Raw genomic sequence first — 17,115 nt, 5'->3', positions numbered from 1 at the left:
CCACTGCGCGGGTTTTTTTATGCTCGTAGCAAGGCGCCCTAAGACTGACAAGGACCTAACCCATGAGCCAGCAAGTCATTATTTTTGATACCACTTTACGTGACGGTGAACAGGCATTACAGGCGAGCCTGAGTGTGAAAGAGAAGCTGCAAATTGCGCTGGCTCTCGAACGTATGGGTGTCGACGTGATGGAGGTGGGTTTCCCGGTCTCTTCTCCGGGTGATTTCGAATCGGTACAGACCATCGCCCGTACCATCAAAAACAGCCGCGTCTGTGGCCTGGCACGCTGCGTTGAGAAAGATATCGACGTTGCCGCCGAGTCACTGAAAGTGGCTGAAGCATTCCGTATTCATACTTTTATTGCCACCTCCCCCATGCATATTGCCACCAAGTTGCGCAGCACCCTCGACGAGGTGATTGAGCGCGCGGTATACATGGTCAAACGCGCGCGCAACTATACGGATGATGTTGAATTCTCATGTGAAGACGCAGGCCGCACGCCAATTGAGGATCTGGCACGCGTGGTGGAAGCCGCCATTAATGCCGGGGCCAAAACCATCAACATCCCGGACACCGTCGGCTACACCATGCCGTTTGAGTTCTCCAACATCATTACTGGCTTGTATGATCGTGTGCCAAACATTGATAAGGCAATTATCTCTGTTCATACCCACGACGATTTAGGCCTGGCCGTCGGCAACGCCATCGCCGCTGTTCACGCTGGTGCCCGTCAGGTAGAAGGTGCGATGAACGGTATCGGGGAACGCGCAGGCAACTGTTCCCTGGAAGAAGTGATCATGGCGATCAAAGTGCGCAAAGACATCATGAACGTGCACACCCGCATCAATCACAATGAAATCTGGCGTACCAGCCAGACCGTCAGCCAGATTTGCAACATGCCGATCCCCGCCAACAAGGCGATTGTCGGTACCGGCGCATTCGCGCACTCTTCCGGTATCCACCAGGATGGCGTACTGAAAAACCGCGAAAACTACGAAATCATGACCCCGGAATCGATCGGTCTGAACCAGGTTCAGTTGAATCTGACCTCCCGCTCCGGCCGTGCGGCAGTGAAACATCGTATGGAAGAGATGGGTTACAAGGACAGCGATTACAACATGGATCAGTTGTACGACGCGTTCCTGAAGCTGGCCGACAAAAAAGGTCAGGTGTTCGACTATGACCTGGAAGCACTGGCCTTCATTAATAAGCAGCAGGAAGAGCCAGAGCATTTCCGTCTGGATTACTTCAGCGTGCAGTCCGGCTCCAGCGATATCGCCACGGCATCCATCAAGCTGGCCTGCGGGGATGAGATAAAAGCGGAAGCGGCAAACGGCAATGGTCCTGTCGATGCTATCTACCAGGCGATTAACCGCGTCACCGAATACGACGTGGAGCTGGTCAAATATGACCTGACGGCCAAAGGCCATGGCAAAGATGCACTCGGTCAGGTGGATATCGTGGTCAATTATAACGGCCGTCGCTTCCACGGCGTGGGTCTGGCGACCGATATCGTCGAATCCTCTGCAAAAGCGATGGTGCATGTCCTGAACAATATCTGGCGCGCCGCTGAAGTCGAAAAAGAGTTGCAACGCAAAGCTCAGAATAAAGAGAACAACAAGGAAACCGTGTAATGTCGAAGAATTACCATATTGCTGTGTTGCCGGGTGACGGTATTGGCCCGGAAGTGATGACACAGGCGCTGAAAGTACTGGAAGCCGTTCGTTCGCGTTTTGCGATGAAAATTACCACCAGCCACTACGACGTGGGCGGTATTGCTATTGATAATCACGGTACGCCGCTGCCAAAAGCAACGGTAGAGGGTTGCGAGAACGCCGATGCCGTCCTGTTTGGTTCCGTGGGTGGCCCGAAATGGGAACACCTGCCACCCGCAGAGCAGCCAGAGCGCGGCGCGTTGCTGCCGCTGCGTAAACATTTCAAGCTGTTCAGTAACCTGCGTCCGGCAAAGCTGTATCAGGGTCTGGAAGAGTTCTGCCCGCTGCGCGCGGATATCGCCGCTAACGGCTTCGACATTCTGTGCGTGCGTGAACTGACCGGCGGGATCTATTTCGGCCAGCCAAAAGGCCGTGAAGGCAGCGGCCAGCATGAAAAAGCGTTCGACACCGAGGTCTATCACCGTTTCGAAATTGAACGTATCGCCCATATCGCTTTTGAGTCAGCACGCAAACGCCGCCATAAAGTGACCTCTATCGACAAAGCGAATGTGCTGCAGTCTTCCATCTTATGGCGTGAGATCGTCAGCGAAGTTGCTAAGCATTATCCTGACGTTGAGCTGTCGCATATGTACATCGATAACGCGACAATGCAGCTGATTAAAGATCCGTCCCAGTTTGACGTGCTGCTGTGCTCCAACCTGTTCGGCGATATCCTCTCGGATGAGTGCGCGATGATCACCGGCTCCATGGGCATGCTGCCGTCAGCGAGCCTGAACGAAGAAGGCTTTGGCCTGTACGAGCCTGCTGGCGGCTCCGCGCCGGATATCGCAGGTAAAAACATTGCTAACCCGATTGCGCAGATCCTCTCCCTGGCTCTGCTGCTGCGCTACAGCCTGGATGCAGGCGATGCGGCAACCGCAATTGAAAACGCCATTAATCGCGCGTTAGAAGAAGGCGTCCGTACCGGTGATTTAGCACGCGGCACGGCGGCAGTCAGTACCGATGAAATGGGCGACATCATTGCCCGCTATGTCGCTGAAGGGGTGTAATCATGGCGAAGACGTTATATGAAAAATTGTTTGATGCACACGTTGTCTATGAGGCACCAAACGAAACCCCGCTGCTCTATATCGACAGGCATCTGGTACACGAAGTGACCTCCCCACAGGCATTTGATGGGCTGCGTGCGCACAAACGCCCGGTACGTCAGCCGGGTAAAACCTTCGCGACAATGGATCACAACGTTTCCACCCAGACCAAAGATATCAATGCGTCGGGCGAAATGGCGCGTATCCAGATGCAGGAGTTGATCAAGAACTGTAACGAGTTTGGCGTCGAGCTCTACGATCTGAACCATCCGTATCAGGGTATCGTTCACGTGATGGGGCCTGAGCAGGGGATCACCCTGCCCGGCATGACCATCGTCTGCGGCGACTCCCATACCGCAACGCACGGCGCGTTTGGTGCACTGGCCTTCGGTATTGGCACCTCTGAAGTTGAGCATGTTCTGGCTACGCAGACTCTGAAACAGGGCCGAGCCAAAACCATGAAGATTGAAGTGAAAGGCAAAGCCGCGCCGGGGATCACCGCGAAGGACATCGTGCTGGCGATCATCGGTAAAACGGGCAGTGCCGGCGGCACCGGGCACGTTGTTGAGTTCTGCGGTGACGCTATTCAGGCGCTGAGCATGGAAGGTCGTATGACTCTGTGCAATATGGCCATCGAGATGGGGGCCAAAGCAGGCCTGGTGGCGCCGGATGAAACCACCTTCAACTATGTAAAAGGGCGTCTGCACGCGCCAAAAGGTCAGGATTACGCTGACGCCGTCGCGTACTGGAAAACCCTGAAAACCGATGATGACGCGGTTTTTGACACCGTTGTTACCCTGCAGGCGGAGGAGATTGCCCCGCAGGTGACCTGGGGAACCAATCCGGGTCAGGTCATTTCCGTGAATGACACTATTCCCGATCCGGCCTCATTTACCGATCCGGTCGAACGCGCCAGTGCCGAAAAAGCGCTGGCGTATATGGGTCTCAAACCCGGTGTGCCGTTGACCGATGTGACCATCGACAAAGTCTTTATTGGCTCCTGCACCAACTCGCGTATCGAAGATTTACGCGCTGCGGCGGAGATCGCCAAAGGCCGTAAAGTGGCCCCCGGCGTACAGGCGCTGGTTGTGCCAGGCTCTGGTCCGGTAAAAGCGCAGGCGGAAGCCGAAGGCCTGGATAAGATCTTTATCGAAGCAGGCTTCGAGTGGCGCTTGCCTGGCTGCTCCATGTGTCTGGCCATGAACAATGACCGCCTGAATCCGGGCGAACGTTGTGCCTCCACCAGTAACCGTAACTTTGAAGGACGTCAGGGCCGCGGTGGACGCACCCACCTGGTCAGCCCGGCGATGGCCGCCGCTGCGGCAGTTACCGGCCATTTCGCCGATATTCGCAGCCTGAAATAAGGAGACAATCATGGCAGAGAAATTTACCCAACATACAGGCCGGGTTGTCCCTCTGGACGCCGCTAACGTCGATACTGATGCGATCATCCCGAAGCAATTTTTGCAGAAGGTCACCCGCACCGGATTTGGTGCTCATCTGTTTAACGACTGGCGTTTTCTGGATGATAAAGGCCAGGTACCTGACCCGGAATTTGTGCTGAATTTCCCGGAATATAAAGGCGCCTCCATTCTGCTGGCACGGGAAAACTTTGGCTGCGGCTCCTCACGTGAGCACGCACCATGGGCGCTGACCGACTACGGCTTTAAAGTGGTGATCGCCCCGAGCTTTGCGGATATCTTCTACGGCAACAGCTTCAACAACCAGCTGCTGCCGGTGACGCTGAGTGACGAGCAAGTGGATGAAATGTTCGCGCTGGTTAAGGCAAATCCGGGCATGTCGTTTGAAGTGGATCTGGAAGCGGAAGTGGTGAAAGCCGGGGATAAGACCTACAGCTTCAGCATCGATGCCTTCCGTCGCCACTGCATGCTGAATGGCCTGGACAGCATTGGCCTGACGCTTCAGCATGAAGACGCCATCTCCGCATACGAGAAAAAACAGCCTGCGTTTATGGGCTAAAAGCAATGGCCCGCACGATGCGGGCCATTGATAAGGGTGCGTTGAGGCTCAACCACTCTGGAGGGGCGGGGAACTTTCCCCGCCCATACCGCTAACGTTTTGCTTCGTAAGCCAACACTGCTGCCAGCTCTGTTTTCTCCTGTCTGAAATGCAGTTCACACAGTGAATCACGCACCATCCAGGTGAAGATCAACAGCGTTGTACAGATCAGAAACAAACCTAACAGCAGAGTACGTTTTGGCATTCCAGCCTCCTTATTGCTTTTCGGCAATGAAGAGACTAACCTCGCAATGTTGGTTGTGAAGTTGGTCTCCCCATCAGTTTTTTGATGTGGGACTCTCCACTGTTTGCCTCTTGCGAAAGCCTGAGGCAAACAGCCTCAAGCACCCGCCACGCACTCTATTTGTCTTCTTAAACTCTGTCAGAAAATCGTTTCATTTCGTGAAGGCGCCTTCCAGAATCAGACGTCTTTTACGCGCCAGGTCAGCATCAGCGTGACAATCGACGTTAGTGCAATCATCCAGTACACCGACCCATGTCCATAGCTTTGCGACAACGCCCCCTGAATCACCCCCGCCAGAATTACCCCCGTAGAGATACTGTTGGTAAAGAGTGTGGTCGCCGACCCCGCCCGCCCGGGCATTAAATCCTGGAACCAGAGCATCCCTATCCCGGCCACGATCCCGATAAACACAGCATTAAACAGCTGCAGCGCCAGCAACGCCTCTCGTGAATGGAAGAAAATCAGCCCCAGGTAAAAAAGCACTCCGGCCGCTACGGCTATCAGCATCATCCGGCGTTTCCCGAGATGTTTGACGTAGTATCCCGCCAGAATCATCGCCGGAATTTCCAGCCCGGCGGCCGTCCCCATTAAGATCCCCGCGAGCTTATCCGGCAGACCCAGATCGCTGCTGATCCATAGCGGCATATCGATGATATACATGGTGTTGCAGGTCCACATCAGCGTGGAGGCGATAAACAGCATACGGACGTTTTTATCCTGCCAGCCGCTCACCTGAGTAATGGGTTTATCCGCTGTCTGTTCGACACGCGCCACTGACGGCAGCACGAAGGCAATCAGTGCCAGGCTAATGGCAAAAATCCCCGCAGCGATGGAAAACATGGCGGTAAAACCGTAATTCAACGCCAGCATAAAGGCCAGCGGCGGACCAATGACCCATGCAAGAGAGAGCTGCGCACGCATCACCGAGCTAAACATCACCACTTCCCGCGCCGAGTTGTCGGCATATTCCCGGGCAAGCGCGAACAGCTGCGGCATGGCGGTGTTCGCCAGCGAGGCCAGCAGCACGCCGCAGGTGATCAGCGTCAGGTAGTGACGATTAAAGGCAAACAGCAGTGCGTTACCCACAGCCATGGCGCAACAAAAGAGGATCAACTTGCGGCGATCGCCCTGGCTGTCGGATCGTTTCGCCAGCCCCAGGCTCACCAGGATCCCGGCGATGGCGTTCACGGTATAAAACAGGCCGACCCAAAACGGCTGCGCCCCCACCTCCCGGCTGAGAAAAAGACTCAGCGTCGGTGCCTGCAGCGCCCCCGCCACGCCCATCATAAAGGCCACCAGCATAAAAGCGGCATACACGCCGTTCAGGCGTCGCCCCATCGTCATTAACCAGAGCATCTGCAAGTCCTTGTGAAAGCGAATCGAAATTGGGTGAAAGAATAAACGAAAAAAGCCAGCAAAAAACATTTTGCTGGCGGGTGATAAGCACCAATACTCAGTCACACATGATCGAGGCGAGTTAGCGAGAAGAGGTCGGTTTCGTAACGTCCCACTGCATCAGTTCTTCTAACATTTTCAGCCGTTGCTCAGCACACTGACGGGCCAGCCAGGACGTTCCTTTTGTCGCTGAAAAGTACTGCTGATAAAACTGACGTGCGGTAGACCTCTTCATAATGTACCTCCTCACTTCATCGGGAATCATTATTGGCTTAATATAGGGATTAATAAATTGCTGATTTTTTGTCAGGAGTTCCCCTTTTATGCCTTCTGGTCGTCTGCAACAACAATTCATCCGCCTCTGGCAGTGCTGCGAAGGGCAATCGCAGGAGACCACGCTTAACGAACTGGCTGAACTCCTTAACTGCTCCCGACGTCATATGCGCACGCTGCTTAACACCATGCAGCAACAGGGCTGGTTAAACTGGGAAGCCGAAGCGGGACGCGGCAAACGCTCACGCCTGACCTTTCTCTATACCGGGCTGGCCTTGCAGCAACAGCGAGCGGAAGATCTGCTGGAACAGGACAGAATCGATCAACTGGTGCAACTGGTAGGCGATAAAGCCGCAGTGCGTCAGATGCTGGTCTCCCATCTTGGGCGGAGTTTTCGTCAGGGCCGCCACATTCTGCGGGTGCTCTACTATCGCCCGATGAAGAATCTGCTCCCCGGCACGGCCTTGCGTCGCTCAGAAACCCATATGGCGCGACAAATATTCAGCGGCCTGACGCGAATAAATGAGGAAAACGGGGAACTGGAAGCTGATATTGCGCACCACTGGCAGCAACTCTCCCCACGTCACTGGCGCTTCTTCTTACGTCCCGGCATCCACTTTCACCACGGCCGCGAGCTGGAAATGCGCGATGTCATCGCCTCACTGGAGCGTGCCCGCAAGCTTCCGCTTTATTCGCATATTTCGCGCGTTCACTCCCCCACCGCCTGGACGCTGGATATTGAACTGTCTCAGCCGGATAAATGGCTTCCCTGGCTGCTGGGGTATGTCCCATCAATGATTTTGCCAGGAGAGTGGGAATCGCTGCACAATTTTGCCAGCCAGCCCATTGGCACCGGGCCCTATGCCGTGTCGCGTAACACCAATAACCAGCTGAAAATTCGCGCGTTTGATGACTATTTTGGCTACCGTGCGCTGATCGACGAAGTGAACGTCTGGGTATTACCGGATCTCAATGAAGAGCTCAGCGCCGGGCTGACGCTTGAAGGCCCCACAACGGGCGAAAAGGCGGTGGAAAGCCGCCTTGAGGAGGGCTGCTACTACCTGCTGTTTGACAGCCGCACCCACCGCGGGGCCAATCAGGCGGTACGCAAATGGATCAGCCACGTCTTATCTCCTTCTAATCTGATTTACCATGCGGAAGAACAGTATCAGACGTACTGGTTTCCGGCGTACGGGTTGCTTCCTCGCTGGCATCATGCCCGACCTGCCCACTGTGACAAACCGGCAGGGCTGGAGTCTGTCACCCTGACCTACTACCGCGAGCACGTGGAACACCGTTTTATCGCCAGGATCATGACCAGACTGCTGGCCGCAGAAGGCGTCCGGCTGGACATCAGGGAAGTGGACTATGACGAATGGCACCAGGGGGAACTGACCAGCGATATCTGGCTGAACAGCGCCAACTTCACCCTGCCGCTCGATTTCTCGCTCTTCTCACACCTGTATGAAGTCCCGTTGATCCAGCATTGTATCGATCGGGACTGGCAGCAGGATGCGGCGCAATGGCGTGCGGGCGAGATGAACCTGGCCACCTGGTGTCAGGCGCTGCTGGCTGAACAAGCAATCGTGCCGCTGATCCACCACTGGCTGATGATCCAGGGCCAGCGCAGTATGCGGGGGTTACGGATGAATACGCTGGGCTGGTTTGATTTTAAATCCGCCTGGTTTGCGCCACCGGAGCCATAACACTTTCGTAATATTCGCCAAATCATTACAATACCGCCGTTCTCAACGGGGTGCTGCATCACTGATGTGCGCTGAGATAATACCCGTCGAACCTGATCCGGATAACGCCGGCGAAGGGATTTGAGGCTGTCGCTCAAAATCCTTTGCCACTCAACCTTGAGGTGCAAAGTGTTAAAAAAAGTGCTTCCCCTGCTGGCGCTGTTTGCGCTGCCTGCTTTCGCAAAACCCGTCCTGACGGTCTACACCTACGACTCCTTTTCTGCCGACTGGGGCCCAGGCCCGGTCGTCAAAAAAGCCTTTGAAGCCGACTGCAACTGCGAACTGAAATTCGTGGCGCTGGAAGATGGCGTCTCGCTGCTTAACCGTCTGCGTATGGAAGGTAAAAACAGCAAGGCCGACGTGGTACTCGGCCTGGATAACAACCTGCTGGATGCGGCCTCGCAAACGAAACTGTTCGCCAAAAGCGGCGTAGCGGCAGATGCGGTTAACGTGCCGGGCGGCTGGAAAAACGACACCTTTGTGCCGTTCGATTACGGATATTTTGCGTTTGTTTATGACAAAAACAAGCTGAAGAACCCGCCGAAAAGCCTGAAGGAGCTGGTGGAAAGCGACCAGAAATGGCGCGTGATTTATGAAGATCCGCGCACCAGCACGCCGGGTCTGGGGCTGCTGCTGTGGATGCAGAAGGTATACGGTGATAAAACGCCGGAGGCGTGGCAGAAGCTGGCCGCCAAAACCGTGACCGTCACCAAAGGCTGGAGCGAAGCCTATGGCCTGTTCCTGAAAGGGGAGAGCGACCTGGTGCTGAGCTACACCACCTCCCCGGCTTATCACATTATCGCCGAGAAGAAAGACAACTACGCCGCCGCTGATTTCGCTGAAGGTCATTACCTGCAGGTGGAAGTGGCTGCCCGCACTGCCGCCAGCAAGCAGCCGGAACTGGCCGAGAAGTTCCTGAAATTCATGGTCTCCCCGGCGTTCCAGAATGCGATCCCAACGGGTAACTGGATGTATCCGGTGACCAACGTGACGCTACCTGCTGGCTTTGAGCAACTGACCAAACCGCAAACCTCGCTGGAGTTTAAGCCGCAGCAGGTCGCCGCGCAGCGAGCAGCATGGGTAAGTGAATGGCAACGCGCCGTCAGCCGCTAATTCCCGGCTGGTTATTTCCCGGACTGCTCGCCGCCGTAGTGATGGTGGCGGTCAGTCTGGGTGCTTTTCTGGCATTGTGGTTTAACGCGCCGGAGAGTGATCTGCTCTCTCTCTGGCACGACAGCTATCTCTGGCACGTCATCCGGTTCTCTTTCTGGCAGGCGTTTCTCTCTGCCCTGCTGTCGGTGATCCCGGCCATTTTTCTCGCGCGGGCGCTCTACCGCAGACGCTTCCCCGGCAGGGAGGCGCTGTTGAGACTGTGCGCCATGACGCTGATCCTGCCCGTCCTGGTGGCGGTATTTGGGATCCTGAGCGTATATGGTCGTCAGGGCTGGCTGGCCGCCCTCTTTAACCTGCTTGGTCTGGAGTGGACCTTCTCCCCTTACGGACTCAAAGGTATTCTGCTGGCGCACATCTTTTTCAACATGCCCATGGCGACCCGGCTTTTTTTACAGGCGCTGGAGGCTATCCCCGGCGAGCAGCGTCAGCTTGCGGCACAGCTGGGTATGCGCGGCTGGTCATTCTTCCGCTTTGTCGAATGGCCGTGGCTGCGCCGTCAAATCCCTCCGGTTGCGGCGCTGATCTTCATGCTCTGTTTTGCCAGTTTCGCCACCGTGCTTTCTCTTGGTGGTGGACCACAGGCGACCACCATCGAACTGGCGATTTACCAGGCGTTGAGTTACGACTACGACCCCGGCCGCGCTGCGCTTCTGGCTCTGGTACAGATGCTGTGCTGTCTTGTGCTGGTCCTGCTGAGTCAGCGTCTGAGCAAAGCCATTCCACCGGGCAGTCATCAGATTACAGGCTGGCGCGATCCACAGGACAGCCTGCACAGCCGAATCGCGGATGTGATGTTGATCGTACTGGCCCTGCTGTTGCTTCTGCCACCGCTGATGGCCGTCATTGTCGATGGCGTTAACCTTAACCTCGTCTCCGTGTTGCAACAGCCCGTCCTCTGGCAGGCGACCTGGACATCCTTGCGCATCGCACTGGCTGCCGGGCTATTGTGTGTCGTGCTGACCATGATGCTGCTGTGGAGCAGTCGCGAACTTTATGCGCGCCAGGCGCGCAAAGCCGGACAAGCGCTGGAGCTGACGGGGATGTTAATCCTCGCAATGCCGGGCATCGTCCTGGCAACCGGCTTCTTTTTATTGTTCAACAGTACGGTTGGTCTGCCGGAAAGCGCCGACGGAATCGTGATTTTTACCAACGCCCTGATGGCCATTCCCTATGCGCTGAAGGTGCTGGAAAACCCCATGCGCGACGTCAACAGCCGTTACGCTTTGCTGTGTCAGTCGCTTGGTATACAGGGCTGGAGCCGGTTAAAGGTGGTTGAACTGCGTGCGCTGAAACGCCCGCTTGCTCAGGCGCTGGCCTTCGCTTGTGTGCTCTCCATTGGAGATTTTGGTGTGGTGGCGCTCTTCGGCAATGAAGATTTCCGCACGCTGCCATACTGGTTGTATCAGCAGATCGGCTCCTATCGCAGCCAGGAGGGGGCCGTCACGGCGCTGTTGCTGCTGTTGCTGTGCTTTGCCTTATTTACCGTTATCGAAAAACTTCCGGGGCGCAATGTTAAAACTGACTGATGTCACCTGGCTCTACCAGCACCTGCCTATGCGTTTCAGCCTGTCGGTACGCCCGGGTGAGATGATTGCCGTGCTTGGCCCAAGCGGGGCAGGGAAAAGTACCTTACTCAATCTAATTGCCGGTTTTCTGCAACCGGCAAGCGGGTCGATAATGATTGAAAACAACGACCATACCTACACCCCGCCCGCCAGGCGTCCGGTCTCGATGCTGTTCCAGGAAAATAACCTGTTCACCCATCTGACGGTGCGGCAAAACATCGCGCTGGGTATGGATCCGGGGCTGAAACTGAACGACGCACAGCGCCAGAAGCTGGAGCATATTGCCGGGCAGATGGGCATTACCACGTTTATTGACCGACTCCCCGGAGAGCTCTCTGGCGGACAACGTCAGCGCGTGGCGCTGGCTCGCTGTCTGGTTCGCGAGCAGCCGATACTGCTGCTGGATGAGCCCTTCTCTGCACTCGATCCCGCGCTGCGCCAGGAGATGCTCGCCCTGGTACAGGAGGTCTGCCAGCGTCAGCAACTGACGATGCTGATGGTGTCACACAGTATTGAAGATGCCGCACGCATCGCCCCGCGATCGGTGGTGATCGCGGAGGGTCGGATCGTGTGGGAGGGTGAAACCGAAGAGTTGATGAGTGGTAAAGCAAGCGCGTCGCACCTGCTGGGGATCCTTAACGGCTGACCACCTTCAGCAGGATCTCACCGTACACCGGCATCAGCGGGTGGCGAATCAGCGCGATCAGCGCCACGATGGCAACGCCCAGCGTCAGCGGCGCCAGCCACAGCAAGCGCGAGCGAGGCAGATAGCGCGTCAGACGATCGACATTCGCTTTCGCGCTGCGCCATAGCCGCCAGCACAACCATGCAGCGAGCCATAACAGCAGCGCTGTTGCCAGCAATAACCATTTAAAGCCACCGCTCTGCACATCGTCAGGAATATCAATTGCCGCCCCCGCCAGGATCCCCGGCAGGAAGTAGAACGGCGGCCAGAAGACGCAGCCGATAATGTTCGGCAAAACGAATTTTGCGACGGGCAGATCCAGCATCCCGGCGACCATCGGCACCAGCGGACGCGTTGGCCCGACAAAGCGTCCGACGAGGATCGTAAACATGCTGTGCTGATGCAGTGCATGCTCGGTTTTATCCAGCAACGCTTTGTTCTTCTTCATGAATGACCAGCGGTGCAGCGGTTTCTTGAAACGCCAGCCCAGCCAGAAGGAGATCCAGTCGCCCAGTAAGCAACCGATCATACCGGCCAGCCACGCCTGCCAGAAATTGACCTCACCGCTGCCAATCAACGCGCCCAACGCCGCCATCATCACCGTACCAGGCAGGATCAGCCCAACCAGCGCCAGCGATTCCAGAAACGCCACCAGCGCAACGGCGATAAGCGAATACATAACGGACTGGGTAATAAAATGTTCCAGCAATGCCTGCATAACTATTCCGGTCAGAAAACGAATCAGGGATTCTGCTTAGCGCCCTGCACCGCGTCAAGACAACAATTGTCTGAATAGTTTACAGGTTGCTTCCGTTGTTCACCTGCTTGTTTATCTTTTTTTACCGTTTATTCACATCCCGCCCGGAATTCACTGGGGCTGGCACCAGTGCATTTTTTAAATACGCGGGAAAAATAGAGCTGATCTTCAAAGCCCACATTGCGCCCGACGGTGGCAATGGGCATCCGGGTGGTGCTGAGCAGCAGTTTCGCCTGGCTGATGCGCTGATCTTCGCGCCAGCTCAGCACGCTGACACCCAACTGCTGCCGGAACAGATGCGACAGCCGCGACGGCGACAGGCAGACATGCTGGGCCACGCTGGCGATATCAAACTGGCTGTCGGCCAGGTGGTCGCTGATGTACTGGCAGGCATCACGCACACGGTTATCCAGCGGCGGATTAAGCGACGCGTTAATCGCCTCCATCCGGCGCAGTAACACCTGTTCAAGCAAATTAATCGCCAGCAGCTCAGCGTAGCGCCCACCGGCCTGCCCTGCCTCTATGATCTGGGCAAACAGCTCGCGGAACTGGGCCAGATGAGCGTCGTCCGGGCGGTAAAAACCGGTGTGTGCAAAAATGGCTGGCCACGAAAGCCACTCCTGCCAGTAGGCGCGGGGGCGGAAGTAGACCCACTGGTGATACCACTCTTTGGCATCCGGATGACGCCCGTAATGGTGGATCTCGCCAGGCGGAAACAGCAGCATATCGCCGGGACGACAGACGAACTGCTGATCGTTGTTTTTGATTATCCCCTCCCCACGCACGGTCAGGTTCAGAATGTACCCTTTCATCCCAAGCGGACGGTCAACGTAAAAATCGAGATATCCCTCAGCCTCGATAGGGGTCAGCCCCGCCACCAGGTGGGCGTTAAACGAATAACCCGGCAGTAAGGGATCGTTTTGCGTTTCGGCCATAGATTCAGTTCTCCCGACGGTACTGAAGGAAACCAATTGTCCATATCGTTAAAAGCCGTATAAAAATGGCCTGCGACGAGATCCAAAAAGCATCACGTCTCTTTTACGTCCGCCATGTTTCAGCCTTCCCCCCTGATTTCTCCGCCAGAGTGGGCAGATAAGCAGTAACAAAAGTGTCTATAAGTGCGGCAGAAATGTCCACATTGAATATTTGCACGGCGTCACACTTTCCATCTCAACAGCAATTTAGTCCATAAGATTAGCGGATCCTGCCTGACGATTTTCGCCCCCAGTCTCTAATGTTCTCTCATACCTGTTTTCTGATGGAGCAACACCATGGCAATTGCGATTGGCCTCGATTTTGGCAGCGACTCGGTTCGCGCCCTGGCAGTGGACTGTACGTCCGGCCAGGAGATAGCAACCAGCGTTGAGTGGTACCCACGCTGGCAAGAGGGGCGCTACTGCGATGCGCCAAACAACCAGTTCCGTCACCATCCACGCGACTACATCGAGTCGATGGAAGCGGCAATCAAAACCGTGCTGGCAGAGCTGTCTGACGCCCAGCGTGCAGAGGTGGTTGGGATCGGCGTAGATAGCACCGGTTCTACCCCCGCGCCAGTGGATGCGGAAGGCCGGGTGCTCGCGCTACGTCCTGAGTTCGCCGACAACCCGAACGCCATGTTTGTGCTGTGGAAAGACCATACCGCCGTCGAAGAGGCCGAAGCCATCACCCGGTTGTGCCACCAGCCGGGCAAAACCGACTATTCGCGCTACATCGGCGGAATTTATTCCAGTGAATGGTTCTGGGCCAAGATCCTGCATGTCACCCGCGCTGACGCAGCGGTTGCACAGGCAGCCGCATCGTGGATTGAACTGTGTGACTGGGTTCCTGCCCTGCTCTCGGGTACCACCCGCCCGCAGGATATTCGCCGCGGCCGCTGCAGCGCCGGGCATAAATCCCTATGGCATGAAAGCTGGGGCGGTCTGCCACCGGCAGCCTTCTTCGATGAACTCGATCCGATTATCAACAAGAGCCTGAAGTACCCGCTTTTTACCGACACCTTTACCGCCGATATTCCGGTGGGCACCCTCTGCGAAGAGTGGGCAACACGTCTGGGCCTGCCGCAAAACGTGGCAATCTCCGGCGGTGCGTTTGACTGCCATATGGGCGCGGTGGGCGCTGGCGCCCAACCCAATACGCTGGTGAAAGTGATCGGCACCTCCACCTGCGACATCCTGACGGCGGATAAGGCCAGCGTCGGTGACCGCGCAGTGAAAGGTATCTGTGGACAGGTCGACGGCAGCGTGGTACCGGACTTTATCGGTCTGGAAGCCGGGCAGTCTGCGTTTGGCGATATTTACGCCTGGTTTGGTCGGGTACTGGGCTGGCCGCTGGACCAGCTGGCGACCGCGCACCCGGAACTGAAAACCCAGATTGCCGAGAGTAAGAAACAGCTGCTGCCCCAGCTCACCGCCGCATGGGCGAAAAATCCGTCTCTTGAACACCTGCCGGTGGTGCTCGACTGGTTCAACGGCCGCCGTACGCCATTTGCCAACCAGCGTCTTAAAGGTGTTATCACCGATCTCAATCTGGCGACCGATGCCCCGGCCCTGTTTGGCGGCCTGATTGCAGCCACCGCCTTTGGTGCCCGCGCGATTATGGAGTGCTTCACCGAACAGGGCATCGACGTCAATAACGTCATGGCGCTGGGCGGTATCGCCCGTAAAAACCCGGTGATCATGCAGGCCTGCTGCGACGTGCTGAACCGTCCGCTGCAGATTGTCGCGTCCGATCAATGCTGCGCGCTGGGTGCGGCTATTTTCGCCGCCGTTGCCGCGGGCGTACACGCCGATATCCCGACTGCACAGCAGCATATGGCAAGCGCGGTCGAAAATACCCTTCAGCCGCGTGCTCAACAGGCGCAACGCTTTGAACAGCTTTATCAGCGCTACCAGCAATGGGCAAAAAGCGCCGAACTTCACTATCTCCCTGTCGCCGCCCCGTCAAAACATACCGCGGATACGACGGCAACCCTGACCCATTAAGGACACGACGATGACCATTTTTGATAATTATGAAGTGTGGTTTGTGATTGGCAGCCAGCATTTGTACGGACCGCAAGCGTTGCAACAGGTGACGAAACATGCGGAACACGTCGTGAACGCGCTGAACGCGGAAGCCAAACTGCCATGCAAACTGGTGCTGAAGCCGCTGGGCACGACGCCGGATGAGATCACCCATATCTGCCGTGACGCAAACTACGACGATAAATGCGCGGGTCTGGTAGTGTGGCTGCACACCTTCTCACCCGCCAAAATGTGGATCAACGGTCTGTCTATCCTCAACAAACCGCTGCTGCAATTCCATACCCAGTTCAACGCCTCCCTGCCATGGGACAGCATTGATATGGACTTTATGAACCTGAACCAGACCGCACACGGCGGTCGTGAGTTCGGCTTCATCGGCGCCCGTATGCGTCAGCAGCACGCCGTAGTGACCGGACACTGGCAGGATCAACATGCGCAGAAACGCATCGGCTCCTGGATGCGTCAGGCCGTTTCCAAACAGGATACCCGCCATCTGAAAGTGGTGCGATTTGGCGACAACATGCGTGAAGTGGCAGTCACCGACGGTGATAAAGTTGCCGCGCAGATCAAGTTTGGTTTTTCCGTGAACACCTGGGCCGTGGGTGACCTGGTGCAGGTCGTCAATGAGATCGGCGATGGCGACGTGAGCGCGCTGGTTGACGAATACGAAAGCAGCTATCGCCTCACTGCAGCGGCGCAGGTGAAGGGTGACAAACGCCAGAACGTGCTGGACGCGGCGCGCATTGAATTGGGGATGAAACGCTTCCTGGAACAGGGTGGCTTCCACGCCTTTACCACGACATTTGAAGATCTCCATGGTCTGAAACAACTGCCGGGTCTGGCAGTACAACGTCTGATGCAGCAGGGCTACGGCTTCGCGGGCGAAGGCGACTGGAAAACTGCCGCTCTGCTTCGCATCATGAAAGTGATGTCAACCGGTCTGCAGGGCGGCACCTCCTTTATGGAGGACTACACCTACCACTTCGAAAATGGCAACGACCTGGTACTCGGTTCACACATGCTGGAAGTGTGCCCGTCCATTGCCGTCGAAGAGAAACCGATCCTCGACGTGCAGCATCTCGGCATTGGCGGCAAAGCGGATCCGGCACGTTTGATCTTCAACACCCGTACCGGCCCGGCCATCAACGCCAGCCTGATTGACCTGGGCGATCGTTTCCGCCTGCTGGTGAACTGTGTGGATGCGGTTGAAACGCCACACGCGCTGCCAAAACTGCCGGTCGCCAACGCCCTGTGGAAAGCGCAGCCCGATCTGCCAACCGCCTCCGAAGCCTGGATCGTCGCCGGTGGCGCGCACCATACCGTCTTCAGTCACGCGTTGGATCTCAACGATATGCGTCAGTTCGCTGAACTGCACGATATCGAACTGACCGTGATCGATAACGATACCCGCCTGCCCGCGTTTAAAGACGCGCTGCGCTGGAATGAAGTCTATTACGGTTCGAAACGTTAAG

Annotated in this window: 15 protein-coding genes and 1 riboswitch; of the genes, 10 read left to right on the top strand and 5 right to left on the bottom strand. The window is 56.4% G+C overall.

The annotated features are described in order from the left end of the window. The first annotated feature begins 62 nt into the window (after positions 1 to 62). The 4 genes from leuA to leuD are packed head-to-tail and all read left to right on the top strand — an operon-like array spanning position 63 to position 4,744. Positions 63 to 1,634, top strand: a complete 1,572-nt coding sequence (gene leuA, locus ACMWKA_RS15500) for a 2-isopropylmalate synthase (protein ID WP_013095562.1) — start codon at positions 63 to 65, stop codon at positions 1,632 to 1,634. Continuing rightward, positions 1,634 to 2,725, top strand: coding sequence for a 3-isopropylmalate dehydrogenase (gene leuB / locus ACMWKA_RS15495; RefSeq protein ID WP_095440119.1), 1,092 nt, complete (start codon positions 1,634 to 1,636; stop codon positions 2,723 to 2,725). Before leuA ends, leuB begins: the two co-directional genes overlap by 1 nt. A 2-nt stretch (positions 2,726 to 2,727) precedes the next feature. Continuing rightward, positions 2,728 to 4,128 carry a 3-isopropylmalate dehydratase large subunit gene (gene leuC / locus ACMWKA_RS15490; protein ID WP_013095560.1) on the top strand — a complete coding sequence of 467 codons (1,401 nt, stop codon included), beginning with the start codon at positions 2,728 to 2,730 and terminating at the stop codon, positions 4,126 to 4,128. A 10-nt stretch (positions 4,129 to 4,138) separates the two neighbouring features. Beyond that, complete coding sequence (gene leuD, locus ACMWKA_RS15485) at positions 4,139 to 4,744, top strand: 3-isopropylmalate dehydratase small subunit (protein ID WP_023620018.1); 606 nt, start codon at positions 4,139 to 4,141, stop codon at positions 4,742 to 4,744. Between the two features lie 91 nt (positions 4,745 to 4,835). Here the strand turns inward: leuD and ACMWKA_RS15480 are convergent, their stop codons facing one another. From ACMWKA_RS15480 to sgrT, 3 genes are all read right to left on the bottom strand, one after another. Then, positions 4,836 to 4,988, bottom strand: a complete 153-nt coding sequence (locus tag ACMWKA_RS15480) for a Hok/Gef family protein (protein WP_010427008.1) — start codon at positions 4,986 to 4,988, stop codon at positions 4,836 to 4,838. Positions 4,989 to 5,204: 216 nt separating this feature from the next. Further along, on the bottom strand, positions 5,205 to 6,383 hold the full coding sequence (locus tag ACMWKA_RS15475) for a sugar efflux transporter (protein WP_013095558.1): 1,179 nt from the start codon (positions 6,381 to 6,383) through the stop codon (positions 5,205 to 5,207). A gap of 121 nt (positions 6,384 to 6,504) precedes the next feature. Then, positions 6,505 to 6,657 carry a glucose uptake inhibitor SgrT gene (gene sgrT / locus ACMWKA_RS15470; protein WP_013095557.1) on the bottom strand — a complete coding sequence of 51 codons (153 nt, stop codon included), beginning with the start codon at positions 6,655 to 6,657 and terminating at the stop codon, positions 6,505 to 6,507. An 88-nt stretch (positions 6,658 to 6,745) separates the two neighbouring features. Here sgrT and sgrR point away from each other — a divergent pair, with 88 nt between their 5' ends. From sgrR to thiQ, 4 genes are all read left to right on the top strand, one after another. Next, a complete protein-coding gene (sgrR, locus tag ACMWKA_RS15465) occupies positions 6,746 to 8,401 on the top strand; it encodes an HTH-type transcriptional regulator SgrR (RefSeq protein ID WP_013095556.1) in 1,656 nt (551 codons plus the stop codon). 36 nt (positions 8,402 to 8,437) lie between these two features. Next, a riboswitch (TPP riboswitch) is annotated at positions 8,438 to 8,538 on the top strand. 31 nt (positions 8,539 to 8,569) lie between these two features. Continuing rightward, the gene (gene thiB, locus ACMWKA_RS15460) at positions 8,570 to 9,553 is read left to right on the top strand and encodes a thiamine ABC transporter substrate binding subunit (protein WP_414760396.1); all 984 of its coding nucleotides are present in this window, start codon (positions 8,570 to 8,572) and stop codon (positions 9,551 to 9,553) included. Continuing rightward, positions 9,529 to 11,139: a thiamine/thiamine pyrophosphate ABC transporter permease ThiP gene (thiP, locus tag ACMWKA_RS15455; protein WP_414760395.1), complete on the top strand. Its 1,611-nt coding sequence runs from the start codon at positions 9,529 to 9,531 to the stop codon at positions 11,137 to 11,139. Before thiB ends, thiP begins: the two co-directional genes overlap by 25 nt. Further along, the gene (gene thiQ / locus ACMWKA_RS15450; RefSeq protein WP_040022060.1) at positions 11,123 to 11,824 is read left to right on the top strand and encodes a thiamine ABC transporter ATP-binding protein ThiQ; all 702 of its coding nucleotides are present in this window, start codon (positions 11,123 to 11,125) and stop codon (positions 11,822 to 11,824) included. Before thiP ends, thiQ begins: the two co-directional genes overlap by 17 nt. On the opposite strand, the gene ACMWKA_RS15445 is transcribed toward thiQ, so the two are convergent. Together ACMWKA_RS15445 and araC are read right to left on the bottom strand one after the other, a co-directional pair. After that, positions 11,814 to 12,581 carry a DedA family protein gene (locus ACMWKA_RS15445; protein ID WP_057071069.1) on the bottom strand — a complete coding sequence of 256 codons (768 nt, stop codon included), beginning with the start codon at positions 12,579 to 12,581 and terminating at the stop codon, positions 11,814 to 11,816. The two genes, thiQ and ACMWKA_RS15445, sit on opposite strands and share 11 nt — an antisense overlap. A gap of 128 nt (positions 12,582 to 12,709) precedes the next feature. After that, positions 12,710 to 13,555 (bottom strand): arabinose operon transcriptional regulator AraC, encoded by an 846-nt coding sequence (gene araC, locus ACMWKA_RS15440; RefSeq protein ID WP_013095551.1) that lies wholly within the window; start codon positions 13,553 to 13,555, stop codon positions 12,710 to 12,712. A 336-nt stretch (positions 13,556 to 13,891) separates the two neighbouring features. Here araC and araB point away from each other — a divergent pair, with 336 nt between their 5' ends. Further along, positions 13,892 to 15,601, top strand: coding sequence for a ribulokinase (gene araB / locus ACMWKA_RS15435; RefSeq protein ID WP_336340666.1), 1,710 nt, complete (start codon positions 13,892 to 13,894; stop codon positions 15,599 to 15,601). Between the two features lie 10 nt (positions 15,602 to 15,611). Then, positions 15,612 to 17,114, top strand: coding sequence for an L-arabinose isomerase (araA, locus tag ACMWKA_RS15430; protein ID WP_020688483.1), 1,503 nt, complete (start codon positions 15,612 to 15,614; stop codon positions 17,112 to 17,114). The last annotated feature ends 1 nt before the right edge of the window (position 17,115 follow it).

Source organism: Enterobacter sp. 03-F-07-AD-ECC, from assembly GCF_047530935.1.
Taxonomy (GTDB): Bacteria; Pseudomonadota; Gammaproteobacteria; order Enterobacterales; family Enterobacteriaceae; genus Enterobacter; species Enterobacter cloacae.
Note: the sequence above shows the minus strand (reverse complement) of the source record. Positions and strands in the feature narration are given on the sequence as shown.

Excerpts from the sequence above, each read along its gene's own strand:
- leuA (WP_013095562.1), top strand. The coding sequence starts at position 63 with ATGAGCCAGCAAGTCATTATTTTTGATACCACTTTACGTGACGGTGAA.
- leuB (WP_095440119.1), top strand. The coding sequence starts at position 1,634 with ATGTCGAAGAATTACCATATTGCTGTGTTGCCGGGTGACGGTATTGGC.
- leuC (WP_013095560.1), top strand. The coding sequence starts at position 2,728 with ATGGCGAAGACGTTATATGAAAAATTGTTTGATGCACACGTTGTCTAT.
- leuD (WP_023620018.1), top strand. The coding sequence starts at position 4,139 with ATGGCAGAGAAATTTACCCAACATACAGGCCGGGTTGTCCCTCTGGAC.
- ACMWKA_RS15480 (WP_010427008.1), bottom strand. The coding sequence starts at position 4,988 with ATGCCAAAACGTACTCTGCTGTTAGGTTTGTTTCTGATCTGTACAACG.
- ACMWKA_RS15475 (WP_013095558.1), bottom strand. The coding sequence starts at position 6,383 with ATGCTCTGGTTAATGACGATGGGGCGACGCCTGAACGGCGTGTATGCC.
- sgrT (WP_013095557.1), bottom strand. The coding sequence starts at position 6,657 with ATGAAGAGGTCTACCGCACGTCAGTTTTATCAGCAGTACTTTTCAGCG.
- sgrR (WP_013095556.1), top strand. The coding sequence starts at position 6,746 with ATGCCTTCTGGTCGTCTGCAACAACAATTCATCCGCCTCTGGCAGTGC.
- thiP (WP_414760395.1), top strand. The coding sequence starts at position 9,529 with ATGGCAACGCGCCGTCAGCCGCTAATTCCCGGCTGGTTATTTCCCGGA.
- thiQ (WP_040022060.1), top strand. The coding sequence starts at position 11,123 with ATGTTAAAACTGACTGATGTCACCTGGCTCTACCAGCACCTGCCTATG.
- ACMWKA_RS15445 (WP_057071069.1), bottom strand. The coding sequence starts at position 12,581 with ATGCAGGCATTGCTGGAACATTTTATTACCCAGTCCGTTATGTATTCG.
- araC (WP_013095551.1), bottom strand. The coding sequence starts at position 13,555 with ATGGCCGAAACGCAAAACGATCCCTTACTGCCGGGTTATTCGTTTAAC.
- araB (WP_336340666.1), top strand. The coding sequence starts at position 13,892 with ATGGCAATTGCGATTGGCCTCGATTTTGGCAGCGACTCGGTTCGCGCC.
- araA (WP_020688483.1), top strand. The coding sequence starts at position 15,612 with ATGACCATTTTTGATAATTATGAAGTGTGGTTTGTGATTGGCAGCCAG.